This is a genomic window from Staphylococcus sp. MSU001, assembly GCF_052976705.1.
This window is the reverse complement of record NZ_JBRIKK010000018.1, coordinates 32,050-57,730: the sequence shown is the minus strand read 5'-3', so window position 1 is coordinate 57,730 and position 25,681 is coordinate 32,050. Positions and strand designations below refer to the sequence as shown.

Below are 25,681 nucleotides of genomic sequence, written 5' to 3'. Positions count from 1 at the left end.
CATATATAAAACTTGTATAACATAGTCAAATACCTGAGACAATGATAATCAATGTCTCAGGTATTTTTTAGCAGTATTTTACCAACTTATACAGTGTAGAGCCATTGTCTTTATATAAAATTAAAGTAATACATCAACACTCTATGATTATAGATATTAAAAAATTGAGATTAAAACGTATTAATAAACGCTTTAACCTCAATTACAACTTTTAACAAATTCAATTGTTGTGGTAGTTTTCTCAATAATTATGCCATTTCAAAAATAGTGTCAAAAGAATTCGTCGTGTACTGTCATGCATTTATTTCGCTACAAGACAAATACATGATATGTACATAAAGGATATTAACAAACTTGAAACGACTTATGATACTATAGCTACAATTCATATCGTAAGTTAATGTTTCAACTATTATTTACATTCCACTTACGATAATATTTAAACTTATTTTCTACTTATTTTTTTAATTCCTATACCTGTAAAGCCATAAATTATTGCAATGAAGGCACATAAGTAACATGGGATTGCCCATATAAAGAACTGATCAACTGAAACATTAAGTTGTTGTGCATAATATATACCAGATGTGCCCCATGGAATGAGTGGCAATACCATTGTACTTGAATCTTCAAGTGTACGCGATAACACTGCCTTTGAGACATTCATCTTTTCGAACATATCTTTCATAAGTACGCCTACCATAATAATAACTATTGAAGCAACTCCTGCTGCAAATACTAGCATAATACTACAAACTACAGTTATTAATACTAGTGTTCCAACTGACTTTACTCCTTTAGCTATTGTCTCTAAAATTACGTCTAAACAACCTGCCTTTTCAACAATACCAGCAAAAGCATAACCACAAAATATAGTTACAATGATTTGAGTCATGCTCATTATACCACCCTGCTCTATCAACGTTTTGGCATTATCTGAAATATGAGACTGGTGTAGCATCGTATGATTAAATCCATCAAAACAAGCTTTAAAACCATCTTTCATATTAAATTGATGATTAAATGTTCCAATAACCAATGCACTAATACTAGAGATAAGCATTGACGGTACTGTAGAGATTCTAAATATTAAACATAAAATGATGATAATAAGTGGGATCCACACCCAAAAATTCAAGTTATAAATTGTTGATAATTCTTTTAATAGATTTTGAATTTGTTTTGTATTTGCATCTCCCTTAAATTGTAATCCAACAATAAACCATATAGCCAACCCTATTATAGATGCAGGGATTGTTGTCCACATCATCGATTTAATATGAGCAAAAATATTAACTTTAGTTACGAGAGCTGCCAAATTTGTAGTATCAGATAATGGAGACATTTTATCACCAAAAACAGCCCCTGCAATAATGGCACCAGCAGCCATACCTGCTGGCACACCTAATTGATTAGCAATTGATATGAGTGCAATGCCTGCTGTTGATGCTGATCCCCAAGCTGTTCCTGTAGCAATTGAAGTCATTGCACTGATTATAAATGCAGATACTAATAAATAACTTGGGTTTAAAAATTTAAGTCCATAGTAAATTAACGCTGGAACTGTTCCAGAATACATCCAACTTCCTACAATGATTCCAACAGCTAAAATAATAAAGAGGGCTGGCATCGCCGTGCTCAATCGATGAGTAATCCCTTCTTCTAAATCCTTCCATTTTAACCCCACTCTATGTGCAATCAATGCTGCATAAGCTGAAGAAATTAATAATAGTACTTGTATCGGAACATCAAAGAAAACAAAACCGATTACCACAACGACAACCATAACTAAAATAGTTGAAATAGATTCTAAAAATGTAGGATATCTATACTTTTGAGTCATACTTTTGCTCCCTTCAGTATGATTTGAAACAAAACCTCTTTTCTTAAATTTTAATTGCTAAACATTACTCTAATCCTAATTTATCTAAGCCTAATTCCTCGATAGTGAGGCCTTCTTCAAAGAAATCGCGTTCAAGAATTGTTGAAGCTATCATAATAACAGCATCGATATTAGGTGTCGGGACATCAATGACACGTCCTAAACTAGACCATAGTACTAATCCATATGCAATATCTTCAGTTAAATAACGATTTTCAACATGATTCGGTCCTGGAATTTGAGAAAACACAGGGCTAGTATTAAAAAGACGATTTAACGGTTCATCCTCATCTTTACGTTCCAAATAACCTCTTTGAATCCTTGATTCTTTGGCAGTCGATAATTCAAAACCTAATTTTCTCCCTAAATTTAAACGTTCTATCTCAATAGCATGTAATAATCTCACAGTATGCTTTGTTATGCCTTCTTTATATAAAGAAAACTCATCTGAGTAATCAATACGTCCAACGTTCAATAATGTTGGTCCAGGATGTACTTCTGGGTTACCATTTTCAAGATTCGTTTTAAGTAAACTTTCTTCTTTCACAAGATAATCGTAAATTTTAGATACCTTTTCATAACTTTCATTTAACTCACTACGATCAAATGTTGAAAAGAACACACGGCGAACATTTAAAGATAAATCTACTTTAGCATTGTTAAAATCAACACGTGTACCATATGTTAATGTATTTGCTTCTGCAAAATGTGGATGTACATCAATATGACGATCTTCTAATACATTCATAAATCGTATTGAGCCCATTGAAGCAGCAATGTTAAAGAAAATGAGATGGTCGTTCGTCACAAATTTTGACATCACTTTAGCATAATATTCAATGAATGATGAAGGAATAATAACTTGGACGATGTCTGCACCATCTAAAACGTACTCCATATCATCACTAATATCAGTAAACTCTACAAACTTCTCTTCTCCCTCATTATTAAAATCAAAACCACCTTTTTCTAGGGCCGCATCAAATTTACTAATAGATTCATTACGACAATATAATCGTACATCATGCCCTTTATCTACCATATCCACTGCAGCAGTTACTGCACCATTACCTGAACCTACAATAGCTATTTTCATTTTTTTACCTCTTTTCACTAATTTTTATGATTATACTACAATAAGTCACTATAATATTTTGTATTCTTACCATAAAAAAGGAGTGGTTCTCAATTCAAACATAATCTGATTGAACGATGTGCCTCTCCACATGTATGTAATGATTAAAATATGTACTAGAACTGCATTATAATATGAAATTTTATCGTTTACTTTACTATTATATATAACGCTTAAAATTTTATTAATAACAACAGTACTATATAACCAAATTATCTATATTTCAAACTACTTCGTCAATCGATATAAAGACCAAATTTAACATTTAATAAATAATTAATTATTGATACAATTATAGTTATATTAAGTAAATTTTTTACAAATGGAGGCAAAACCTATTATGGACAAAGAAACGAATTACAATGAATTAGAATCTAAGAATGTGTCTAATCAAGCTTCAACAGACAATTTATCGAATGACAATACAATACACCACCAATCAACTATTCAAAATGAGGAAAGTCAAGATAATCGTTTAATGGCAATGTTAATTTATTTATTAAGTTTATTTACTGGTATCATTGGTCCTTTGATTATTTGGTTACTCAAACGTAAAGAGTCTCGACTTGTTGATGTATCTGGGAAAACGTATCTGAACTATTTTATTTCTTATACTATCTATTCAACAGTAGGCGTGATATGTATGTTTATGATTGTTCCTTTAATGAATATAAGTGAAAGTTTAGCCATCTTATTATTAATTTTGCTGCTGGTGGTAGTCTTCATCTTATTGGCATTGTTAATAATGTCATTTGTGTGTACAATTATTGCTTGCGTAAAATATATGTCTGGCAAAACTTACACTATCCCACTCACGATACCGTTTATAAAATAAGTTACATTATTACAGAATCATTGTAATAAAACACTTGAAATTATTTACATTATGACCCTTCAAATCTTGATTTGAAGCACATTAACAATATAAATTGAGTTCGTAATCTTGGTTATCTTTTATTACATAGATAATCAAGGTTTTTTTATTTTGTTTACGAATAAGTAACAATCCCCATATTTTCAATTAAATCTGTTAAAGTATTCAGTGTTGTTAAGAACAACTACATGTACACATGAATGAGTAAACATGTTAATAACTTTTTAAATCAATTTGCAGTACATCTAATAAATAATACAATTTTTGGAGGCGTTAAATATTATGAAAAAAATCAAAACAATCTCGACATTGGTAGCTGGACTTGGTATAGCATTCCTAGGTCACACAACACATGCAGATGCGGCTGAAAATAATAATCAACAACAAAGTACATATAACTATAGTACAACTGATGTATCATTTTCTAAATCAGGAAATTTATATACTTCTGGCCAATGTACTTGGTATGTTTACGATAAAACTGGTGGAAAAATCGGATCAACATGGGGGAATGCAAATAGCTGGGCAACTGCAGCTCAAGCAGCAGGATTCACTGTAAATAATACACCTGAAGAAGGTGCAATTATGCAATCATCTGAAGGTGCTTTCGGACACGTTGCTTTCGTTGAAAGTGTCAATAATGATGGTTCAATTACTGTATCAGAAATGAACTATGATGGTGGTCCATTCGCTATAAGCACACGAACAATCTCTGCCAATGAAGCAAGTTCATATAATTACATCCACCTAAACTAATCAGTATTTAAACTAATAAAATTGCTCCAATCTATTCTTATGTAAGAATAGATTGGATTTTTTATTTAATAGGAATGTTTGTGAGAAGCCATTGCCTCGAAGTTACTAATTTGAGAAAATGGTTCTATTACTTTAATAGGAGGAATAAAAGAATGCAATGGCTTAAAGTTATATTAGCCGGTTTTATTGAAATCATCTGGGTCACCGGACTTGATCAAGCGCATTCATTGTTTACATGGATATTCACCCTCTTTTTTATTGCTTTAAGCTTTTTTCTAGTCATTGATGCTTCGAAGCACTTACCAGTTGGTACAGTATATGCATTTTTTGTTGGAATCGGTGCTGTTGGTACAGTGTTAGTTGATATGATTTTCTTCAACCAACCATTTACTTTCACTAAAATATTTTTAATAATGACCCTTATTTTAGGAATAATAGGATTAAAACTTACAACTGATGCAACGAAAGAAGGGAGATAAAAAGTATGGCTTGGTTATTTCTAATGATAGCCGGAAGTTTTGAAATTTTGGGTGTTGTTCTTTTAAACGAGCTATCACGTACAAAGAATAAAATTTATGTCATTTTTTTAGGATTAGCATTTATATTAAGCTTTAGTACGTTAAAATTTGCAATGGTATCTATTCCTATGGGGACTGCCTACGCTATATGGACAGGAATTGGTACAGCTGGTGGTACATTGATTGGAATGATTTTTTATGGAGAGTCTACACGTATAAGTAGAATTTTATGTATTTTATTAATCATCATTTCAGTTGTTGGATTACGTTTAATAAGTTATTAATATCAATCATTAAGGTTTAATGATTGTTTGCGCTTTCTTATTTTACTATACTATTCATAAAAGAAGGAGTGATGGTTATGACAAAAGTTTATATTGCAGGCGCAATACCTGAAGTGGGACTTAACTTATTGAAAGAACATTTTGAGGTAGACATGTATGATGGCGAGGGGCTTATTGATAAAGAAACCTTAAAAAAAGGGGTAGAACATGCAGATGCATTAGTAAGTTTACTATCAACTTCTGTTGATAAAGATATTATTGATAGTGCTAATAACCTTAAAATTATAGCGAATTATGGTGCAGGTTTTAATAATATTGATGTCGAATATGCAAGACAACAAAATATAGATGTTACAAATACACCACACGCTTCGACAAATGCTACTGCTGATTTAACAATCGGCTTAATTTTATCAGTAGCGCGTAGAATTGTAGAAGGAGATCATTTATCCAGAACAACAGGTTTTGATGGTTGGGCACCCTTATTCTTCCGAGGTAGAGAGGTATCAGGAAAAACTATTGGTATTATAGGTTTAGGTGAAATTGGAGGTGCAGTGGCTAAACGCGCACGTGCATTTGATATGGATGTACTTTACACTGGTCCTCATCGTAAAGAGGAAAAAGAGCGAGATATCGGTGCGAAATATGTAGATTTAGATACTTTACTTAAAAATGCAGATTTTATTACAATCAATGCGGCATATAATCCATCACTGCATCATATGATTGATACTGAACAATTTAAGAAAATGAAATCTACTGCCTATCTAATTAATGCAGGACGTGGTCCAATAGTAAATGAACATGCTTTAGTTGAAGCACTTGATAATAAAGCTATTGAAGGTGCTGCATTGGATGTATATGAATTTGAGCCAGAAATTACCGATGCATTAAAATCATTTAAAAACGTTGTGCTTACACCTCACATTGGTAATGCAACATTTGAAGCTAGAGATATGATGGCTAAAATTGTTGCGAATGATACAATAAAAAAATTAAATGGTGACGAACCTCAGTTTATTGTCAATTAACTGATGCATTCAACAACATAAACACAAAAAGAGCTATGAAGATATTGAGTTGAGTCTCTATCTTCATAGCTCTTTATTTATTAAAATTACTGCATTTTTAATATTTAACTTTATCATTTAACAATATATGTCATCATATATTACTTTTCTTTGGATTTGTATAAAAATTTTGTTTGAGCTGATGCCAAAGCATTTGGTATCAATTTCATCGCGGTATTTCTAAGTTTAACAGTTAATTTATGATGCTTTTGAGCCATTTTACCTATCTTTTTCGAACGTCTAATCACTTTTGCGGTATGTTTAACTCTAAGTTTATCGTAACGCTCAATCGCTTTATTAAAATCATATTTTTCTAAACAATTAACTAATACAATTGCATCTTCCATAGCTTGACTAGCACCTTGTCCCATATTAGGCGTAGTGGCATGCGCAGCATCGCCCATTAAAATAGTACGTCCATAAACGAATGTCTTCAGCGGTTTTAAATCATATATGTCATGAAGTAATATACCTGTTTCACTTTGCTTTTCTAACACTTTTCTCACTTCATCTGGAAAGTGATTAAAATATGCTTGAAGATGGGGTTTTCCAAAAGATTGATATTTTGGATCTCCTTCTTTAGCATGAACAGAAATAAACCAATAAGCACGTTGATTAATTAATGGGACTATACCTACTCGCCCTTTAACACCCCAATATTCATTCGCAACATGTTGGTCATTAAATTGTACATCTTCAACCATTCCTCTAAAACATGTGTAACCATTGTAACGAATTTTAGTTCGCGCACCTACAGACTCTCTTACTACAGAATGTATCCCATCAGCACCAATACACAAATCAAATGATTCACTTTCCTGTTTGATAAAATGTAGGGTAACCTTACAACTCGTTTGTTCAATTTTAGTAACTTTAAAGCCTGTGTGAATAGATGATTCTTTGACATATGACTGTATGATTTCAATTAAAGTTTGTCTAGATAATGCGACATTTAGGGAATGAGTCTTCAACTTAGCGCTCATTAATGGGGTGCCTTGCTCATCATAAATATTCATTGCAGTAAGATTTTGACCAGCATTTTTAATGCCTTTAGCAAGGTCATGATGCCCTAATTTTTTTAAAACATTATCTCCTATCCCAATACCAGCGCTCAATTCGTTTATAGAATTATTTTTTTCAAACACTTTAACTTGATGACCTTGTTCTTCTAATAACGCAGCAGCAGTTAAACCACCTATACCTGCGCCTACTATTGCTATTTTCATGTTTTACACCTCAAATTTATCATTCTTTATTATTTTAGCACACACACACATGTTGAAAAGCAAACCCTTCTATTTTAATTGTCAATTAATACAATTCTCTTGTTAAAAATAATGAATATATCTATTCGTTCTATCGTTAATGCTCAATTTAAATTTTCACTCTATTGAAAAAAATATTTAAATATTCTACATGGATATATGCTTCCGAATATTCTTTTAAAGCTAAAAAACCTGAGACATCTTTTATTGTCCCAAGTTTTTTATCATATAGCTAATCATTGGCAAAGTTAAAACTATTCTGTTTGAAGCTTTTCATATATAAATTGCCCAAATAGAATGAAACACTTAGTTGATTGCTCAATCATTCTCTAATTTTATTTATTTGTAATATTTTTTTCTTATATGATCTTTTTTTATTCCATATTTATCATAGTATTTCTCCATTAAATCAGCTATATTATTAGCCCACTGAATATCACTAGCATATTGATGTTGGCCTGGATTTTGTGGATTCCACCGCATTTGATATAAGTTCAATTGATTATTTTTAAAGTAATGGAATCTCACAAACCACGCGCCGCCCATTATCGCTTTTTCAGGAGTGGTCCACTTCTTCTGTTTAGCAAAACTTTTACCAGTCTTTACAGCATCTTCGTCAAAAGCACCAATACCAAAAAAGTTATAATAGTGATGGTCACCTTCTTTAATTCCATTTGATAAATCTGATTGACCATTTCCTGTCTCAACTAGTGCATGACTAATGAGATATAGGATATTCACTTCATATTTATCTTGGGCTTTAATAAACGTTGATCCCTTATTTTCTAAAATACCTTTTCCTTTTAAAATATGGTTAACTTCCTTCTCTGACATAGGTACTTTTTCTGATATATCCATGTACTTCAAATTGTTATCACTATGTTTTATTTGCATAGCTTTCTCTATATCTTGTTTGGAAGCATATATAAACTTACCATTAACTTCTTTAGTATGGATATTTCCTTCACTTGTTTGAAGTGACACCGCTTCTTTAAATGTATGTTTAACATCATTTTTAAAAAGGTTTGTATCAAATATAAGAAAAAGTATTGCTAAAATAGCGAGTATGCTAATTATGAACAATGTTGTCATACGAAGCCGAGTATTCTTTAACATTTCAACAAACTCCTAAAAATTTTAAGATAATACAAAATAGGCTACTACGATAGCAATCATCACTATAAAGAAAGAGACATTAATTGCAATTTTCATACCTGTACGGTGTCTGAACATAACATTAAAAATAACGAGACTAATTGTTAATGATACAACAAAAAATGCAATAGCTAACATGAGTTTTAGCATAATTAGACAAATGATTCCAATAACTAATAGTACATTAGATGTGATTGCTAGAGCTTTTAATACTTTAGGATTGATATGCGTCACTCCTTCTATGATTTTTAATAACATTATTAATCATACATGATTAGAAGAATAAATGTCGACTCATAATACGTTAAAAAGTTTTTATATCAAATGTACTAGAAATTTAAGGTATAGATGTTAGTTTAAAAGTGTATTAAACCGTAATAGATTTAGTTATTACTAGACATTCCTCTAAGCAGATTTAACATATAAGTCATACTACGATTGAGATCATCATCACGTAAAAATCCAACAAGACTTTTAATTGTTGTTTTGTCACCAGGTTTTGTTAGATTCGCAGCATGTATCCCTCTGTTTAAACGAGATAATAATTCACTTAAATCTTTAACATCTAATTCTCCTAGCAAAAAGACAAGTTGTGCCATATTTGTTAAAACGCCTGAATATATATCTTTATTCAATTCAACGGCAAATTTATTAATGATGACTTGTCTTGCTTTTAAACCACCATTTAATGCATCCAGAATTTTAGCTTCATCTAGTATACCAATTAAACGTATTGCTTTTAAAATACTATCTTTATTTTCTACAATTGCATCGATAACATCATTCAAACTTTCTTGTTTAATTTGCTCATATGATTTTTTTAAACGTTTAATTTCAGTAATTCTCTCTGCCATTATCAATCACTCATCTTTCCTGGGAATACATAATCTGAGCGCTCCCATTTTTTTTGAACTTGAACACTATATTGTGGTTGCCGCTGTTTATTAACTCGGAAATTCGTTGGATTCAATGGAGATTTGCCTCTTTTCTTCACAACTTCCATTCGTGCATGTGTTCGTTTGTAGGAAGGCGTATCTGTATAAGGATCTACGTCACTATTCGTAAGAGCATTAATAGCACCTAAATCTCCATTTTCTAATGCATCATTATTTAATGGAATATATATTTCTTTTCCTTTTACTCTATCAGTAATGTGTGCTAGTAAAGAAGCCTCTCCAGTCTCAGAAATCAATTTAATTTCAGCTCCTTCATGAATGTCACGACTTTGTGCAAGCTCGGGTGAAATTTCAACAAATGCTCGAGGTACTTTATATTTAATCATTTCTGTTTGATACGTCATATTACCTTCATGGAAATGCTCAAGTAATCGACCGTTATTGACATGTAAATCATATACTTCATCTTCTTTAAAATAGTTATCAAAGGTTAATGGATATAATTTAGCTTTCTTATTTTCAAAATTAAACCCATCGATATAAAGTATTGGAGTGTCTTTACCATCTTTATTTACAGGCCATTGTAAACTATTAAAACCTTCTAAACGATCATAACTTACACCTGCATACGATGGTGTTACTCGTGCAATTTCATCCATAATTTCACTTGGATGCTGATACTCCCAATTCGCCCCTAGTCGATTTGCAATAAGTTGAAAAATTTCCCAATCCGGCTTTGAATCTCCAAGCGAATCTAATGCTTTATACAATCTTTGTATGCGTCGCTCCGTATTAGTAAAAGTTCCATCTTTTTCTAGTGAAGGACTTGCTGGTAGAACTACATCTGCAAACGTAGCTGTAAATGTTAAAAACTCATCTTGAACTACCATAAAGTCTAACTTTTCAAAAGCAGCTTGAACAAAATTAATATTAGAATCTACGATACCTGTATCTTCTCCATACAAATACAACGAATGAATATCACCATTATGTATTCCTTCAATCATTTGATGATTATCTCTACCAGGTTTATCATTTAACTTTACTCCATACTCTTTTTCAAATTTAGCACGTATTTTATCATCACTGATAAGTTGGTACCCAGGAAATTGATCTGGCATACTTCCCATGTCACTACATCCTTGAACGTTATTATGACCTCTTAAAGGATATGCTCCAGCACCAGGTTTTCTATAATTACCAGTAATGAGTAATAAATTAGAAATAGCAGTACTTGAATCACTTCCAATATCTTGTTGTGTTATACCCATCGCCCAACATATCGCTACTGAATCAGCTTTTGCTACTTCATGCGCAAATTGTATTAACCGTTCTTTCGGAATTCCTGTTACTTCCTCTGCAAATACCATTGAAAATGGTTCTAGTGATTGGTAATATGTATCAAAGTGATCAACCCACTTTTCTATAAATGATTTATCATGTAAGTTGTTATCAATAATATATTTAGTGACAGCACTTAACCAAGCTAAATCGGTGCCAGGTTTGGGTTGATAAAAAACATCTGCACGTTCTGCCATTTCATGTTTTCTTATATCAAAAACATGTGACTTTTGACCAAATAACTTTTGTGCACGTTTCATTCGTGAAGCAATTACAGGGTGCGCTTCTGCCGTGTTAGTACCTATTAATACAGTCATAGATGCTTTTTCTAAATCAACAATCCCGCCTGCATCTCCACCGATACCTACTGTTCTTACCAATCCTTTGGTCGCTGGTGCTTGACAATAGCGCGAACAATTATCTACATTATTTGTACCAATAACTTGACGAGATAATTTTTGCATTAAATAAGATTCTTCATTAGTTGCTTTGGATGAAGAAATAAATGACAAGCTATCCGCGCCATATTGCTCTTTAATTCTTTCAAAATTGTTAGCAATAACTTGTAGGGCCTCTTCCCATTCAACTTCATGAAACATACCTTCTTTTCTCACTAAAGGTTTCGTTAATCGTTGATCTGAGTTAATGTGTCCCCATGAAAACTTACCTTTTACACATGTTGCTATTTTATTTGCTGGAGAATCATGGGAAGGTTGAACTTTTAATATTTCTCTATCTTTCGTCCATACTTCAAACGAACAACCTACGCCACAATATGTACAAACAGTTTTAGTTTTATTGACACGTTCTTTACGCATTTCTGCTTCAGAATCAGATACAGCTAATAAAGTACCATAGCCAGGTTCTGATTTTTTAATAATATCAATCATAGATGCTAGTGAACCAGGTTCTGTATCTGTGAGATATCCCACATTACCTTCCATATTAACTTCCATCATTGCATTACATGGGCATACAGTCGCACATTGACCACATGAAACACATGATGATTCATTAATTGGGACATCATTATCCCAAATTACTCTTGGATAATCTCTTTCCCAATCTATTCGTATTGTTTCATTAACTTCAACATCTTGACATGCTTCAACACAACGTCCGCATAAAATACATTGATTTGGATCATATCTATAAAAAGGGCCATAATCTTTTTCATATGGTTTTCTCTTATACTCATAAGTTTGATGTTGTATTCCCCACTTATCCATCGCATTATGTATTTCACAATCGCCATTATTATAATCACAAACTGTACAATACAACATATGTTTTTCTAAAATACGATCTAATGCTTCTTTTTGGCTAGTTTTTACGTGGTGATTGTATGTATTTACCGTCATTGAGGATTCAATCGATGTTCCACATGCTCGGGCAATATCTCCATTGATTTCTACCATGCATGTATCACATGTTTGAATTGGTCCCATCGATTCGTTATAGCAAATGGCTGGTACAAATGTATTTCTAGAGCGTATAAATTCAAGTAAATTCGTCCCTGCTTCAACAAGATAATCTTTACCATCTAGATTAATTTTTATCTCCTTAGACATATATTTTTCTCCCCCCATTAAATTATTCACTGTTAAACACTTTAGACTTTATAACTTAATTGATTAAATCTACAATTTAACTTTTAGTAGAATTACTTAAATTGTATTACTTTACTCTATAAAAGTTAAGCGTTTACATAATAAATATAATAAAATCAATTTAATTGAAAATGAATATCAATTAAAGAGTGAAATGAATAAATTAATTTCTTTATTTCAAGCCATTTAACATTGAATATCTTAACTTTTTGCTTATAAGACATTGAATTACATAGTGCCTCATTTTATTTAAATATTAGTTAGAAGAAAATGGTATATAATGCAATATATTCCTTAAAAATAAAGCAAAAATGTTTAAAAACTAAAATAAGAATATTTAACTCAGCCATCCTTAATTTGTCAAAAAAACCTAGAACATTTCGTTCTAGGTTTTAAACTCAAGCATTACACTATATGTGATTTTAAAGCTTTTTCTTTTTTATAAATTTAAATTGTCTCTTAGTAATTGTGTATTTTCATTTTTAGATGCATCACTTGGTATGAAATAGTACAAACCGTCATTTTGTATACCACCTTCACCCTCTAACTGATGTCGATTAACTTGGTCATTAGCATCTTTATACTTAGTTCTAATTGTATTGAGATCACCTAATTTTAAATCTGTTTTAACATTTTTCTGGATTTGATTCATTAATGTATTAAAATGAGTGATTGAAGATGCGCTTGTCATCTTATCTGCCATTGCTTCTAAGATAAGTTGCTGACGCTCTTGTCTACCAAAATCGCCTCCTGCACCATCTTCTTTACGACTTCTAATAAAGTCCATGGCAGCATCACCATCTACATGTGTTTTTTCACCTTTAACAAAATGATTAGCACCCATTGTAAATGTACTATTACTTACGACATCTACGCCACCTAATGTATCAATCATGTCATGTAGTCCATCCATGTCAATCGTAGCGTAATGATCGATTGGAACATTCATTAATTTTTCAATTGTTTTAACAGCCATGTTAGGACCGCCATAAGCATAGGCATGGTTAATTTTTTCTTCAGTACCTCGACCTGCAATTTCTGCTTTGGTATCACGTGGAATACTTACTAGCTCAGTTTTCTTTTCTTTCGGATTAATGGAAAGTACCATGATTGTATCACTACGTTCCCCACCGCCTTGTTGTTTTCGCTTTTCATCAGAATCTACGCCAAAGAGTGCAATAGTAAATGGATCACCATTTTTTAAATTTACTTTTCCAGAACGTAGTTCAGAATGATTTCGATTTAAGGGGTTATGTATCTTGTCTCCTGTAATAAATATTTTTGCACTTACATAAATAACTGCAATGATTGCTAATAGAAATAAAATTCCCACTACCCATAGTAGTATTTTCATCGGCAGGCTCATTTTTCTTTTATCTGATCTTTGCATCCCTACCACTCCTATTCAATAATTTTGTTGTTTTATGATACATAGGTCATTATATTATAAATAAATTTATTTGGTATACATCTACAGACCTATTCATTAATTATTTTAAATTTTCTTTAAGAAATCGTATAGCTTAAATGTATAAAATCTCTATAGAGCTAATTTGATATAATTTATAAAAATATACATTAACCATGCTCTATATGATGAATACTCTTTGAATAGGCTTCTCCTTCATTTAAGATACGTATCATATCATCGTAACAACCAGGATTGCTAATGATAAATGGGCCTGCCGTACTAAAATCAAGAGGTTCACCATTTATTTGTGTCATAATCAAACCTAGTTCTCTTGCAAAAAGAAATTGTGCTGAAATATCCCATGGCTTAGGATTCGTGTTAATGTGTGCCCCGAACTGACCTTTTATCACTCGAATAGAATCAAGACCACAAGACCCAATAATTCTAAAATCAAAGGCTGATTGAAATAAAGATTGAATCGTCTCTTCTTTTAACACTTGTGGTTTAAATGAAATAATTGCATCTCTTAAACCTATTCTTTTTGGCAATGTCATTAATTGATTGTTCTCGTAAGCTCCCACACCAGCAATTGCTCTATATAATCTTTGATGTGGATAATCATAAATATATGAAAGTTTAGGTTCCCCATCAATAAAATATCCTATAATGATACAGTAATCTTCTTGTTGTTTCACTAAATTACTTGTTCCATCTATAGGATCCATAATCCAAAGGTGACCCTCGTAAGGTGTTATATCTGAGTTATCTTTCTCTTCAGCTAATAATTGATGTGTGGGATAATGTTCCTGAAGAAAGTTTTGAAAATGATTCTGAATTTGTTTATCAACATTGGTAACTAAATCAAACCTATCTTTTTTTGTTGATGTTTCCATCTTCTCAACCAAACGCGGAATGATATTGTCTAAACCGCGTATCCATTGACATATATATTCATCTAATTTTTTTAAATAAAGTTCTGTCATATTTTCACCTTCATTTCATTATTTCAAAGACTATAGTGTTATCATTTAAATCATTATAGTTATATGTAAAATCTATTGTAAATCATAGAGTCATAAAATCAGAATTTGTATTAATAAATATTAAAAAATCGGCTAGTCAATAACTAGCCGACAAATAGAAAGGAAAGTAAGTAATAAATATTGAAGATGTTTTGATGTAACTTGAACGATTATACAGCTATCTAATATGTAGCTCTACCCCTTTGTCTAATCGCTCCCCCTGTTACAAATATTATATTATCATATTGTTTTTGTTTTTGTAAGCGTTTTCTAAAAGTTTTTTGTATAATTTTACACTATTATAGAGTTAAAACAGACAAAATGTCATCATTGTCGCTTATATGTTATAATAATTGTAATATGTAATGTTTATGGAGGTGACTTTCATTGAATAAATTAGAACGTCAAAATCGAATAATTCAAACTATTCAAAATTCTGACAAAATTACTGCTTCGCAACTTGCAAAACAATTTAAAGTATCTAAGCGAACTATTTTACGTGATATTGATGAATTAGAAGATCAAGGGGTAAAAGTATATGCTCGTCATGGCAAATTAGGCGGTTATCAAATCAAAGATGCACATGCTAAAATCACCTTATCGTTAACTGAACAGCAACTTTCGGCATTATTTTTAACACTAAATGAAAGTCAGTCCTATTCCACTTTACCTTATCAAAATGAAATTCGAGCAATAATCAAGCAATGTTTAAATTTACCTCAAACACGATTACGTAAATTGCTTAAAAAAATGGATTATTATATAAAATTTGAAGATTCTAATCATGTCACATTACCTCATTTATTTTCTGATATTTTAATTTATTGCACGGAGCGCAATGTGATGTTAGTAGATTTAAATGAAGATGGTCAAACTCAAGCTGAAAATGTTATTTTTATAGGTTTAATATGCAAAAATGCCGTTTGGCATGCTGTAGTATTTGAAATCGGTAGAGGTTACACTCGTGAATTATCTATCATGAATATTCAAGATATCTCATATTCTTTTGAAAAAACAATACAAACTCAAGATATCTCAATTGAAAATTATAGACAGTTTTTAGCGCCTTCTGAATGATAAAAATAAAGCCTGGGATAGCCGAAAGGCCCCCAGGCAATTTAGTACACTAGTAGTTGTCTATAGAGTTATAAATGTACATTTATCCATTTTTAAACTTTTATTTTCTTCCCAGTGACAAAACTATACCTCTCTTTAGTCATTTCCCGTTATAACTACTGCTCGGAAATATATTTTCAAATCATTTACTGAATACAACTATAATTGTCCAAATGAATGATATGAAATTATTTAACATATGTAAGCTAATTGATGAAGCTAAGTTTCTATTCGATTTTAAGTAAACATATACTAATGCTATTGCCAGTATTAAATATGCTCCAAATTCAAATGGGGACTTAGCATCACTCACATGTATATATGTAAAAGACAATGCTGATATAACCCCCATCACAATAAAGTTAAACTTTTTACCTAGTTCACCTATTAACAAATGTCTAAATACCAATTCTTCAACAATAGGTCCTACAATTACAATAAGTACAAATGCAAAAGGAATAAATATACCACTTTTAAATAATTCATTAAGTTCAAGTTCATTTTGCGTTTCACTATATTGCAAATATTTAGGTAATAGTTCAATTAATTTGTCATAAACATTAGAAATAATAAAAGATGCACACATGACGATAATTATAAACAACCAATGCTTTTTCAAATAGTCAAAACCACTCTTAACTCTATCTACAAATGAATTGATATGTAAAAAATAAAAAGCTAATATCACTAAAATATATGACATAAATTGTCCTAAAGTTCCAATCATAGTAAGTTGTAATTCATTAATATTTTGAAAAGCTATAGCAGCAATTGTTAAACCTATAAAGCTAAATATAAATATACATAGAAAGCCTATCGCAATTAAACTGAAATCACGCCATACTATATCTTTAAACCTATAACTTTGCCTTTTTTTATCTTTTTTCATCATTGTATCCTTTCCACTCACCAACAATTATTCAATCATATGGGAGGCTTTATGAATTATTTAGAAATTTCACTACATATTGAACAACAACTTGTTAAATTACTCTCTCTGAGTGAAAGTGCGAAATACTATGCACTCATACATCATAACAAATTTGAATCTTTTATAGATGATTTCAACCTTACTGTAAATCAAGAGATGAAATGGGCAATGTCTCATCAATTGTTGTTGAATTCTAATGATACGCTTGTGTCATACTGTCAATTGATTCGAAGGTTAAACGATTCCCCACTTTTAACTTTAAACCAAGGACATATCATTTATTACATTAATACACAACAAACACTCATTCACCGACAGTTACTTAAACATAAACAAGCCCTTTAGTATATTCAAATGTTACTATACTATTATACTATTAATTATATATTAACGTTAAAAATAATTATAAATATCAATCTCTTATAATTAAAACATTAAATTATTTATTCTATTTACTAAATTGTAAACTTGTTGCAATAAGGTTATAATTAGCCATGATTAGGTATCAAGAAGGAGTGTATAAAATGCTTGGTTTCTCAGTCTATCTAGGACAGAATTTAGATCGAGATTATATTTTAAATATGGCTGACTTAGGCTATGATGTAGTTTTTACTTCACTACAGATACCTGAGGAAGACAAGAAAAATCAAATGGCTTATTTGGGAGACTTATGCCAACTATTATCAGCCTATCAAATCACTTATATTATCGATGTAACCCCTTCATTACTTAATCAAACTATTTACAGTTATATGAACCAATTACCTCATGGGGATTTTTATATTCGTATAGATAATCAATTAAATATTGACCTTATCAAAGACATTATCAGTCAAGGCTTCAAATGCTGCCTTAATGCTAGTACGTTAACTGATAGCATGTTAGCGCACATATATCGTACTGATTTTAATAATCAACTTTTATACTGTCATAATTACTATCCTAGACCTGATACTGGTTTATCTATCTCATTTATTGAAGAAAAAAATCAACTCATTAGAAAATACGATGCGCATGCAAAAATTTGTGCTTTTATACCTGGCACGCAGAAAAGAGGTCCCTTATTCAAAGGTCTTCCTACAGTTGAAAAACATCGTTTTGAACACCCTCTTATTGCTGCACAAGACCTTCAATTAAAGGGTATATCTAACATTATAATTAGTGATACGCTATTATCACACATTTATGCGGAACAATTATCTAATATGTGGCTATATCGACACTTTATTTTACACTTAGATCAACTAGACTCCTCATTTACATCACAAGTTTTAAAGATACACACATCAAGATTAGATTCACCTGAACATTTAATTCGGTCCCAATATTCTCGTACAGATAATCAACAGACTGTCCCAATGATAGGATCGGCACATAGAGATCAAGGAGATATCACAATTGATAATCACCTGAATGGTCGTTATGAAGGAGAAATTCAAGTTATAAAAGCTCCTATGCCAGGTCATTCCCACATCAATTGTATTGGTCATGTTTGTGATAAAGATGTTCCATTGTTATCACTGATTCAACCAGGAGATACTTTTAAATTTGTATATACGAAGGAGAATAACAAATGAATCATTTAACTACTGAAACGAGAAATATACAAACAATGCATTTGGATGAAATGAATCTAAAAGATGCATTAAAGACTATGAATCAAGAAGATCAATTTGTACCTAAAGCGATAGAACCTGTTATTCCTAATTTAACAAAAGTGATAGAGAGTGCAATTCAACGCTTTAATAATGGAGGGCGAATTATTTATATTGGTGCTGGTACAAGTGGAAGACTTGGCGTACTAGATGCGGCAGAATGTGTCCCAACTTTTAACGTTTCACCAAATGACATTATTGGGATTATCGCTGGTGGACAAAAAGCTATGACGGTAGCTATTGAAGGTGCAGAAGATGATGCTGAACAAGGTGCACAGGATTTAAAGAACATTCATCTTCAATCCAAAGATATTGTAGTGGGTATTTCTGCTAGTGGACGTACACCATATGTAAAAGGTGCACTAGATTATGCAAATAAATTAAATGCAGAAACAGTCGCACTCTCTTGTAACGTTCACAGTGATATAAGTAAAAATTCAAATCACGTATTAGAAATCAATGTGGGGCCTGAAGTATTAACAGGCTCTACGAGATTAAAATCAGGTACTGCTCAAAAACTAGTTTTAAATATGATTTCTACAATGACAATGATTGGCGTGGGTAAAGTTTATGATAATTTAATGGTTGATTTACGGCCTACAAATCAAAAGTTAATCCATCGTTCTATTCGCATCATTCAAGATGTGTGTGATTTAAATCATCAAGAGGCTATAGAATTATATGAAAAATCAGACCACAATATCAAAATAGCTATCGTAATGCACTTATGTTCCACAACACAACAAGATGCAAGACTTCGTTTAAAACAAAATAATGGAGTGATTAAGCAAGCTATCAACACTTAAGGAGGAGATTCCATGAGTAAAGAAGAACGTCTTGCCAAAGACATTACCCACGCATTAGGCGGTTCTCAAAACATAAGTAATATCATCCATTGTATGACTCGAGTTCGTATTAAAGTACACAATGATGCAAAAGTTAATTATGATGAATTAAAATCTATCAATGGCGTATTAGGCGTTGTTGAAGATGAAAGAATTCAAGTTGTTGTTGGGCCGGGTATTGTTAATAAAGTTGCTAAACATATGGCTGACCAGTCAGGAGCAACTCTAGCTGAAGAGACGACTGAAAATCAAAGTTATAAATCACAAGCAGAAAAACGTGCGTATGAACATAAACAACAATTCCAAAGTCAACGTAAACAAAGTAAATGGAATAAAGTGTTAAAATCTATTGCTAATATCTTTATACCTTTAATACCAGCATTTATAGGTGCAGGATTAATCGGTGGGATTGCAGCAATACTCAGTAACTTGCTTACAGCCGGTTCCATTTCAGGTCAATGGATTGAACAAATTGTGACAGTCTTAAATGTTATTAAAGATGGCATGCTATTTTACTTAGCTATTTTTACTGGTATAAACTCTGCAAAAGTATTTGGTGCTACACCAGGTTTAGGTGGTGTCATCGGGGGTACTACACTACTAACCGGTATCACGGATGACAATCCAATTAAAAATATTTTCACTGGAGAACATCTAGCTGCAGGACAAGGCGGTATTATTGGTGTTATCTTTGCAGTTTGGTTATTAAGCATGGTTGAGAAACGTCTACATAAAATAATACCTAACTCTATTGATATCATCGTAACGCCCACAATAACCTTACTACTTATTGGTTTGTTAACTATATTTATAATCATGCCACTAGCTGGCTTTGTTTCCGATGGACTTGTTTATGTCATTAACTGGATTATTGGAGTAGGAGGTATTTTCAGTGGATTCATTATAGGAGCATTCTTTTTACCTTTAGTCATGCTGGGATTACATCATATCTTCACCCCAATCCATATCGAGTTAATCAATCAAACTGGCTCCACTTACTTGTTACCTATTGCCGCAATGGCTGGTGCTGGACAAGTCGGTGCGGCGATTGCATTGTGGGTGAGATGCGGTAAAAATAAAGAATTACGTAATACGCTCAAAGGTGCCCTTCCTGTAGGGTTCTTAGGTATAGGTGAACCTTTAATTTATGGTGTAACACTGCCGTTAGGTCGCCCTTTCTTCACTGCGTGCATAGGTGGCGGTGTTGGTGGTGCTGTCATTGGTGGTATCGGTCATATTGGTGCGACAGCTGTAGGACCAAGTGGTATTTCATTATTACCATTGATTGCCAATAATATGTATCTCGGTTACATCGTAGGTTTACTAGCTGCTTATGCGGGTGGCTTTATCTTTACTTATTTCTTCGGCACAACTAAAGAAATGAGAAATCCTGAATAAATGGGTGATTTAATTGCCAAACATTTTGTATAAGATTGACAACCAGTATCCCTATTTTACTAAAAACGAGAAAAAAATTGCGCAATTTATTCTCAACTATCCTCATAAAGTTGTTAATATGACTTCTCAAGAAATTGCAAATCAATTAGAAACTAGTTCTACTTCTATCATACGTCTAAGTAAAAAGGTGACACCAGGTGGTTTTAATGAACTTAAAACACGTTTGTCTAAATTTTTACCTAAAGAAGTCACACAATATAATGTTGAGTTAGTTGATAACGAAAGTACAATTTCACTTAAAAACAAATTGCATTCTCGCTCTAAGGCAGCGTTAAGTAATGCTAATGAAACCATTAACGCTGCTATCATCGATGAAATTTGTGATCTAATTAAAAAATCTGAAACTATATTTATTTACGGCTATGGTGCCTCTTTTGTTGTAGCAACAGATTTATATCAAAAATTATCTCGCATCGGTCTAAATATTCAACTAGTGCATGAAACTCATATTTTTACCACTATGTTAGCAACACGTAACTCTAATGATTGTGTTATATTTATATCTAACAATGGTACTCAAAGTGAAATGCAATCTATTGCCAAAGTCATTGCAGATTATCACATTCCCATTGCGACTATTTCAAGCACTTCTGATAATCCAGTTGCAAAGCAATCTAATATTGTTTTAACCTATGGACAAACCGATGAAAATGAGATGCGCATGGGAGCCACAACTTCATTATTTGCACAAATGTTTACTATTGATATATTGTACTATCGATATATTGCGCTAAATTATCAATCATCTTTAGATTTTATTACTCAATCAAAAATCGCGTTAGATAATTACCGTAAACATCTCTCGAATATAGATTTCAAACATTAAAATAATAAAAAGCGATTCTTTATACTTATCCTAGAAAAGATAATGTATGAAAGAATCGCTTTAATTTATACTAACTCTTAAAAATTACTGATTTTAACAATCAATTGTCATTTCATCTTTTATTATATTTATCGTTCCTTTTTGTGATATCTAATAAAATAATAAAGTGTCACAGCTGTTAAAAACACGATACCAATGACAACCGATACCACAGTTTCTTTGTTAAGTAACATACCAACTAATACTAGGAGTAAAAACATGATAGTTAAATAATTGGCAATTGCTCCTCCCGGCATTTTGAAAGGATGATTGTGAACCTTTTCAGGATGTAACCTTCTAAATCTTAGATGACTAAATAAAATCATAAACCAAGGTATCATTCCCGGTAGAATAGAGGCGCTATATACATATACAAAGATACTATCAGCTCCATCAATAATTAATGGAAGTATGACATTTAATAAAGCACCAATTAATATTCCCATAGATACTGCAAATACAGTATAGAAAGGTACGCCATTTTTCATTACTTTAGTAAATACTTTAGGCATTTGTCCTTTTTTTGCCAAAGTATAAATCATTCGACTTGCACTAAAAATACCTGAATTACAACCAGACAATGCTGCCGTTAAGACTACAAAGTTAATTAAACCAGCAGCAAACGTTATTCCCACTTTAGCAAAGGTTGCAACAAAAGGACTACCAATATTACCTAATTGGTTCCAAGGATATACTGATACAATGACAAAAATTGCACCAATATAGAAAATTAAAATTCTCCATATTACTCCGTTGACTGCCTTTACAATATTTTTTTGAGGATTTTTGGTTTCACCTGCTGAAATCCCAATCAATTCAACACCTTGGTATGATCCAATCACAATAGATAAAGCAAAGAAAAATCCAATGAATCCATTTGGCATAAATCCACCATGTGACCATAAGTTAGAAATCCCTATTGGATTCCCTCCATTACCTATACCAAATAAAATTAATCCTAATCCTGCAATAATCATTAATACAATAGTTACAACTTTAATTAAGGCAAACCAAAATTCAAACTCTCCAAACGCTTTTACTGAAACTAGGTTAGCCGCCATCAAAAAGAGAACTGCTATCACTCCTGGTATCCAATTAGGAAGGCTTGGAAACCAGTAGTTCATATATTCTCCTACTGCAATCACTTCACTCATGCCGACGACAACCCATTGAAATACATTGCTCCAAGCAGTCATGTAGCCAGCTGCTGGATGAATATAGTCACTAGCAAACGTCGCAAAAGAACCAGTGGTTGGATTAATATATATCATTTCACCCATGGCTCTCATGATTAAAAATAAAAAAATACCAGCAATTAAATATGCGAGAATAACTGATGGACCTGTCCACTTAATTGTACTTGTTGCTCCCATAAAAAGACCAACACCAATTGTTCCACCAAGAGCAATCATCTGCATCTGACGTGCATTCAATCCCCTTTGCAACTCATTATTTTCCATAACTTGACCCCATCTCTAAATCTAGATTGAATTTTTGATAATCTTATTTCCGTAATTATACTACAAATTGACAAAATTGAAACAATATTTTTACAATTCTGTAAAAGCGCTTACCTATCCTGCTAAGATGTTTTCTTGCTTTTTGAAAACACTCATATTAAAATCTTTTTGATAATAGAGATTATAGAGCAAACGAAATAGTTCAGAACACACTCTTATAGTTGATTTAAAATATTAACAGCTTACCACCTAGCTATATAACACAAAAGATTGTTAAAACTATATACAATGTCATTTCAAATTTAACTTAAATCACTTTACCATTTTACCTATGTCTTTGCTCTTAATAATTATTTAAATATGATATACTTTTTTTAAATAGTAAAGGAGTGCTCATATGAATAAAGCGCTTGTTATACGTGCAATCAAATTTTCTTTAATATTTATGACTGCATTTTTAATTCTTAATTTATTGACTATGAAAGAGGCTTCAATATCGTCTATTATTGTACGAACTGTCATTGCAGCTATTGTTTTCTTTGTCATTTATATCATTGTATTTACAATTTTAAGTTCGTCAGAACGTAAAATTATTTATGGTACAACTTTACCTATTGCGCTTTTTATATGCCTTATATTCGGAGCAATTTTCTTCACTCCGCGTATAGGTATCATTGTCGGACTAATTTTGGGTGTGATTGCTGGTGTCATATGGGAGTTCTTAAATAGAAAAAATGGAGGTCACACATCTTGACTATTATTATCGGACTCATTGTAATTATTTTGTTAATCATTAGTTTACTTCCAAATTATAAAGCAATGGTATTAGCTAAGCAGCAAGGCCAAAGACCTACACGATATACTATTATGGTAGGCATTGACTTATTATTAATTATACTTATATTAGTAACATTAGTATTAAAATTGATTATGTAGGTTCAACAAATTTACTGTTGAATAGACGATAAAAAAGTCTGGGACATTATGATTTATGTACCAGACTTTTTTAGTAAAGACACTCGATGATGGACTTAAACATATGCCACAATCTATCATGGTTTTCAAATCTCATTATTGGTGAACAACTAAGATATTCATACGAATTTTGAGCCTTTCATTTAATAATTTTATTCAAACTAGTATAAATCACTAATGTAGATTTTAGATTTTTTCTATAATATAAATAACAAGTTGATTTTAGTTAAGTTAGCTTAAACATTGTTCTATATCAACTCATACTGTAAGTAGTATTATAATTTGCCTTGAAGTAACAAAAAATAGCAAACCGTAGCGAGAATAAGGTATACAAGAGAGCCAATAATAAACGATCGAAATTGAACATGTAAAGGTGTGCGTTTATTAAATATCGGTCCCAATATGAGATTACCCACTCCTATAATAACTGGACCTGCTATGAAAAATAGGATAATATAGCCCATTTTTAAATACCTCCAATTTATTCTTTAAATAAAAAATTCTTTATATCTTCAAATTCCATATCTTGTCCAACATATTGAACTGTCGAAAAATCTTGATCCTTCGTTATTATATTCGTATTAACGACAACATCTAATCCTGCTAGCATCGCTGCAGTAGCACCATTGACAGAATCTTCAATTGCTAAGCAGGTTGTAGGATTATAATTCAGCTCTTGTACAGCTTTTAAATAAATTTCGGGATTAGGTTGAACACTCTCAACATTTTCACGACCAACAACAACATCAATGTATGTATCTAGTCCTAATTGTTTAAATATAGGATATATATTCTTTTTATAACTACTTGTGGCAATCGCCATTGGGATATGACGTTTTTTTAAATATTGCATCAATTGAATGATTGTGGGATTTACCGGCAATTGAATAATTGTTTGATAATATTGATCATAAATTTTTTCTTTATTTTTGAAACCAATAGCATCTTCTAAATATGTATGTAATCCAGTAGTTTCACCGCCAATAAATTGTTTATAAAATTCTAAAGAAATCGGCGCTTCTTGATGGATTTTTAAATGTGTATTTATTAAATCGAACAAATGTTTTTCGGTATCAATGACAGTACCATCAAAATCAAACACTACTGCTTTATACATGTTGTCATCTCCTTTCAATATTTATTATTTTTCATACTAA

General features: G+C 31.7%; 26 protein-coding genes. 13 read left to right on the top strand and 13 right to left on the bottom strand.

Features of this window, described 5'->3' with window-relative positions:
• Positions 1-445: 445 nt before the first annotated feature.
• Both nhaC and ACVBFA_RS09340 read right to left on the bottom strand, forming a co-directional pair.
• Entirely contained in the window at positions 446-1,843 is a 1,398-nt protein-coding gene (gene nhaC / locus ACVBFA_RS09345; RefSeq protein WP_447158813.1) for a Na+/H+ antiporter NhaC, read from the bottom strand.
• 64 nt (positions 1,844-1,907) lie between these two features.
• Positions 1,908-2,978: an NAD/NADP-dependent octopine/nopaline dehydrogenase family protein gene (locus ACVBFA_RS09340; protein ID WP_046044432.1), complete on the bottom strand. Its 1,071-nt coding sequence runs from the start codon at positions 2,976-2,978 to the stop codon at positions 1,908-1,910.
• 379 nt (positions 2,979-3,357) lie between these two features.
• Between ACVBFA_RS09340 and ACVBFA_RS09335 the strand changes: the two genes are divergently transcribed.
• From ACVBFA_RS09335 to ACVBFA_RS09315, 5 genes are all read left to right on the top strand, one after another.
• Complete coding sequence (locus ACVBFA_RS09335; protein ID WP_002457976.1) at positions 3,358-3,852, top strand: DUF4870 domain-containing protein; 495 nt, start codon at positions 3,358-3,360, stop codon at positions 3,850-3,852.
• A gap of 321 nt (positions 3,853-4,173) precedes the next feature.
• Positions 4,174-4,647: a CHAP domain-containing protein gene (locus ACVBFA_RS09330; RefSeq protein WP_046044433.1), complete on the top strand. Its 474-nt coding sequence runs from the start codon at positions 4,174-4,176 to the stop codon at positions 4,645-4,647.
• 152 nt (positions 4,648-4,799) lie between these two features.
• Positions 4,800-5,126, top strand: a complete 327-nt coding sequence (locus tag ACVBFA_RS09325) for a DMT family transporter (protein ID WP_001830041.1) — start codon at positions 4,800-4,802, stop codon at positions 5,124-5,126.
• 5 nt (positions 5,127-5,131) lie between these two features.
• Positions 5,132-5,449 carry a DMT family transporter gene (locus ACVBFA_RS09320; RefSeq protein ID WP_002447282.1) on the top strand — a complete coding sequence of 106 codons (318 nt, stop codon included), beginning with the start codon at positions 5,132-5,134 and terminating at the stop codon, positions 5,447-5,449.
• A 77-nt stretch (positions 5,450-5,526) separates the two neighbouring features.
• Positions 5,527-6,480 (top strand): 2-hydroxyacid dehydrogenase family protein, encoded by a 954-nt coding sequence (locus ACVBFA_RS09315; protein ID WP_046044434.1) that lies wholly within the window; start codon positions 5,527-5,529, stop codon positions 6,478-6,480.
• A 140-nt stretch (positions 6,481-6,620) separates the two neighbouring features.
• On the opposite strand, the gene ACVBFA_RS09310 is transcribed toward ACVBFA_RS09315, so the two are convergent.
• The 7 genes from ACVBFA_RS09310 to ACVBFA_RS09280 all read right to left on the bottom strand — a co-directional run bounded on the left by ACVBFA_RS09310 (position 6,621) and on the right by ACVBFA_RS09280 (position 15,180).
• Entirely contained in the window at positions 6,621-7,745 is a 1,125-nt protein-coding gene (locus ACVBFA_RS09310) for an FAD-dependent monooxygenase (RefSeq protein ID WP_046044435.1), read from the bottom strand.
• A gap of 378 nt (positions 7,746-8,123) precedes the next feature.
• Positions 8,124-8,900: an N-acetylglucosaminidase gene (locus tag ACVBFA_RS09305; protein WP_046044436.1), complete on the bottom strand. Its 777-nt coding sequence runs from the start codon at positions 8,898-8,900 to the stop codon at positions 8,124-8,126.
• 21 nt (positions 8,901-8,921) lie between these two features.
• A complete protein-coding gene (locus ACVBFA_RS09300; RefSeq protein ID WP_002447277.1) occupies positions 8,922-9,197 on the bottom strand; it encodes a hypothetical protein in 276 nt (91 codons plus the stop codon).
• 125 nt (positions 9,198-9,322) lie between these two features.
• A complete protein-coding gene (locus ACVBFA_RS09295) occupies positions 9,323-9,793 on the bottom strand; it encodes a DUF1641 domain-containing protein (RefSeq protein ID WP_002457980.1) in 471 nt (156 codons plus the stop codon).
• Between the two features lie 2 nt (positions 9,794-9,795).
• Positions 9,796-12,747, bottom strand: coding sequence for a formate dehydrogenase subunit alpha (gene fdhF / locus ACVBFA_RS09290; protein WP_046044437.1), 2,952 nt, complete (start codon positions 12,745-12,747; stop codon positions 9,796-9,798).
• Between the two features lie 478 nt (positions 12,748-13,225).
• The gene (locus ACVBFA_RS09285; protein WP_002447274.1) at positions 13,226-14,176 is read right to left on the bottom strand and encodes an LCP family glycopolymer transferase; all 951 of its coding nucleotides are present in this window, start codon (positions 14,174-14,176) and stop codon (positions 13,226-13,228) included.
• A gap of 188 nt (positions 14,177-14,364) precedes the next feature.
• A complete protein-coding gene (locus ACVBFA_RS09280) occupies positions 14,365-15,180 on the bottom strand; it encodes an inositol monophosphatase family protein (RefSeq protein ID WP_002487145.1) in 816 nt (271 codons plus the stop codon).
• Between the two features lie 426 nt (positions 15,181-15,606).
• On the opposite strand from ACVBFA_RS09280, the gene ACVBFA_RS09275 reads away from it, so the two are divergent.
• Positions 15,607-16,296 (top strand): helix-turn-helix transcriptional regulator, encoded by a 690-nt coding sequence (locus ACVBFA_RS09275; protein ID WP_046044438.1) that lies wholly within the window; start codon positions 15,607-15,609, stop codon positions 16,294-16,296.
• A 181-nt stretch (positions 16,297-16,477) separates the two neighbouring features.
• Here ACVBFA_RS09275 and ACVBFA_RS09270 read toward each other — a convergent pair whose 3' ends face one another.
• Complete coding sequence (locus ACVBFA_RS09270) at positions 16,478-17,224, bottom strand: CPBP family intramembrane glutamic endopeptidase (protein WP_002457985.1); 747 nt, start codon at positions 17,222-17,224, stop codon at positions 16,478-16,480.
• Positions 17,225-17,275: 51 nt separating this feature from the next.
• Between ACVBFA_RS09270 and ACVBFA_RS09265 the strand changes: the two genes are divergently transcribed.
• From ACVBFA_RS09265 to ACVBFA_RS09245, 5 genes are all read left to right on the top strand, one after another.
• Positions 17,276-17,611: a hypothetical protein gene (locus ACVBFA_RS09265; RefSeq protein WP_002457986.1), complete on the top strand. Its 336-nt coding sequence runs from the start codon at positions 17,276-17,278 to the stop codon at positions 17,609-17,611.
• A gap of 179 nt (positions 17,612-17,790) precedes the next feature.
• Positions 17,791-18,843 (top strand): MupG family TIM beta-alpha barrel fold protein, encoded by a 1,053-nt coding sequence (locus ACVBFA_RS09260; RefSeq protein ID WP_046044439.1) that lies wholly within the window; start codon positions 17,791-17,793, stop codon positions 18,841-18,843.
• Positions 18,840-19,727: an N-acetylmuramic acid 6-phosphate etherase gene (gene murQ / locus ACVBFA_RS09255; RefSeq protein ID WP_002447268.1), complete on the top strand. Its 888-nt coding sequence runs from the start codon at positions 18,840-18,842 to the stop codon at positions 19,725-19,727. Before ACVBFA_RS09260 ends, murQ begins: the two co-directional genes overlap by 4 nt.
• A 12-nt stretch (positions 19,728-19,739) precedes the next feature.
• On the top strand, positions 19,740-21,164 hold the full coding sequence (locus tag ACVBFA_RS09250) for a PTS transporter subunit EIIC (protein ID WP_002487139.1): 1,425 nt from the start codon (positions 19,740-19,742) through the stop codon (positions 21,162-21,164).
• 13 nt (positions 21,165-21,177) lie between these two features.
• Positions 21,178-22,050, top strand: a complete 873-nt coding sequence (locus ACVBFA_RS09245; RefSeq protein WP_002447266.1) for a MurR/RpiR family transcriptional regulator — start codon at positions 21,178-21,180, stop codon at positions 22,048-22,050.
• A gap of 128 nt (positions 22,051-22,178) precedes the next feature.
• Here ACVBFA_RS09245 and ACVBFA_RS09240 read toward each other — a convergent pair whose 3' ends face one another.
• Positions 22,179-23,549: an amino acid permease gene (locus ACVBFA_RS09240; protein WP_002487136.1), complete on the bottom strand. Its 1,371-nt coding sequence runs from the start codon at positions 23,547-23,549 to the stop codon at positions 22,179-22,181.
• Between the two features lie 397 nt (positions 23,550-23,946).
• Between ACVBFA_RS09240 and ACVBFA_RS09235 the strand changes: the two genes are divergently transcribed.
• On the top strand, positions 23,947-24,303 hold the full coding sequence (locus ACVBFA_RS09235) for a hypothetical protein (RefSeq protein WP_126122372.1): 357 nt from the start codon (positions 23,947-23,949) through the stop codon (positions 24,301-24,303).
• Positions 24,300-24,485, top strand: a complete 186-nt coding sequence (locus ACVBFA_RS09230; protein WP_046044440.1) for a hypothetical protein — start codon at positions 24,300-24,302, stop codon at positions 24,483-24,485. The genes ACVBFA_RS09235 and ACVBFA_RS09230 overlap by 4 nt, the downstream gene beginning before the upstream one ends.
• A 314-nt stretch (positions 24,486-24,799) precedes the next feature.
• On the opposite strand, the gene ACVBFA_RS09225 is transcribed toward ACVBFA_RS09230, so the two are convergent.
• Together ACVBFA_RS09225 and ACVBFA_RS09220 are read right to left on the bottom strand one after the other, a co-directional pair.
• Positions 24,800-24,988, bottom strand: coding sequence for a hypothetical protein (locus ACVBFA_RS09225; protein ID WP_002447262.1), 189 nt, complete (start codon positions 24,986-24,988; stop codon positions 24,800-24,802).
• Positions 24,989-25,005: 17 nt separating this feature from the next.
• Positions 25,006-25,641 carry an HAD-IA family hydrolase gene (locus ACVBFA_RS09220; RefSeq protein WP_002500881.1) on the bottom strand — a complete coding sequence of 212 codons (636 nt, stop codon included), beginning with the start codon at positions 25,639-25,641 and terminating at the stop codon, positions 25,006-25,008.
• Positions 25,642-25,681 lie beyond the last annotated feature (40 nt).

Coding starts and splice junctions, on each gene's coding strand:
- murQ (WP_002447268.1), top strand. CDS start 18,840: ATGAATCATTTAACTACTGAAACGAGAAATATACAAACAATGCATTTG.
- ACVBFA_RS09305 (WP_046044436.1), bottom strand. CDS start 8,900: ATGTTAAAGAATACTCGGCTTCGTATGACAACATTGTTCATAATTAGC.
- ACVBFA_RS09325 (WP_001830041.1), top strand. CDS start 4,800: ATGCAATGGCTTAAAGTTATATTAGCCGGTTTTATTGAAATCATCTGG.
- ACVBFA_RS09260 (WP_046044439.1), top strand. CDS start 17,791: ATGCTTGGTTTCTCAGTCTATCTAGGACAGAATTTAGATCGAGATTAT.
- ACVBFA_RS09310 (WP_046044435.1), bottom strand. CDS start 7,745: ATGAAAATAGCAATAGTAGGCGCAGGTATAGGTGGTTTAACTGCTGCT.
- ACVBFA_RS09335 (WP_002457976.1), top strand. CDS start 3,358: ATGGACAAAGAAACGAATTACAATGAATTAGAATCTAAGAATGTGTCT.
- ACVBFA_RS09265 (WP_002457986.1), top strand. CDS start 17,276: ATGAATTATTTAGAAATTTCACTACATATTGAACAACAACTTGTTAAA.
- ACVBFA_RS09295 (WP_002457980.1), bottom strand. CDS start 9,793: ATGGCAGAGAGAATTACTGAAATTAAACGTTTAAAAAAATCATATGAG.
- ACVBFA_RS09315 (WP_046044434.1), top strand. CDS start 5,527: ATGACAAAAGTTTATATTGCAGGCGCAATACCTGAAGTGGGACTTAAC.
- ACVBFA_RS09225 (WP_002447262.1), bottom strand. CDS start 24,988: ATGGGCTATATTATCCTATTTTTCATAGCAGGTCCAGTTATTATAGGA.
- ACVBFA_RS09270 (WP_002457985.1), bottom strand. CDS start 17,224: ATGAAAAAAGATAAAAAAAGGCAAAGTTATAGGTTTAAAGATATAGTA.
- ACVBFA_RS09285 (WP_002447274.1), bottom strand. CDS start 14,176: ATGCAAAGATCAGATAAAAGAAAAATGAGCCTGCCGATGAAAATACTA.
- nhaC (WP_447158813.1), bottom strand. CDS start 1,843: ATGACTCAAAAGTATAGATATCCTACATTTTTAGAATCTATTTCAACT.
- ACVBFA_RS09320 (WP_002447282.1), top strand. CDS start 5,132: ATGGCTTGGTTATTTCTAATGATAGCCGGAAGTTTTGAAATTTTGGGT.
- fdhF (WP_046044437.1), bottom strand. CDS start 12,747: ATGTCTAAGGAGATAAAAATTAATCTAGATGGTAAAGATTATCTTGTT.
- ACVBFA_RS09240 (WP_002487136.1), bottom strand. CDS start 23,549: ATGGAAAATAATGAGTTGCAAAGGGGATTGAATGCACGTCAGATGCAG.
- ACVBFA_RS09250 (WP_002487139.1), top strand. CDS start 19,740: ATGAGTAAAGAAGAACGTCTTGCCAAAGACATTACCCACGCATTAGGC.
- ACVBFA_RS09220 (WP_002500881.1), bottom strand. CDS start 25,641: ATGTATAAAGCAGTAGTGTTTGATTTTGATGGTACTGTCATTGATACC.
- ACVBFA_RS09300 (WP_002447277.1), bottom strand. CDS start 9,197: ATGTTATTAAAAATCATAGAAGGAGTGACGCATATCAATCCTAAAGTA.
- ACVBFA_RS09280 (WP_002487145.1), bottom strand. CDS start 15,180: ATGACAGAACTTTATTTAAAAAAATTAGATGAATATATATGTCAATGG.
- ACVBFA_RS09340 (WP_046044432.1), bottom strand. CDS start 2,978: ATGAAAATAGCTATTGTAGGTTCAGGTAATGGTGCAGTAACTGCTGCA.
- ACVBFA_RS09235 (WP_126122372.1), top strand. CDS start 23,947: ATGAATAAAGCGCTTGTTATACGTGCAATCAAATTTTCTTTAATATTT.
- ACVBFA_RS09330 (WP_046044433.1), top strand. CDS start 4,174: ATGAAAAAAATCAAAACAATCTCGACATTGGTAGCTGGACTTGGTATA.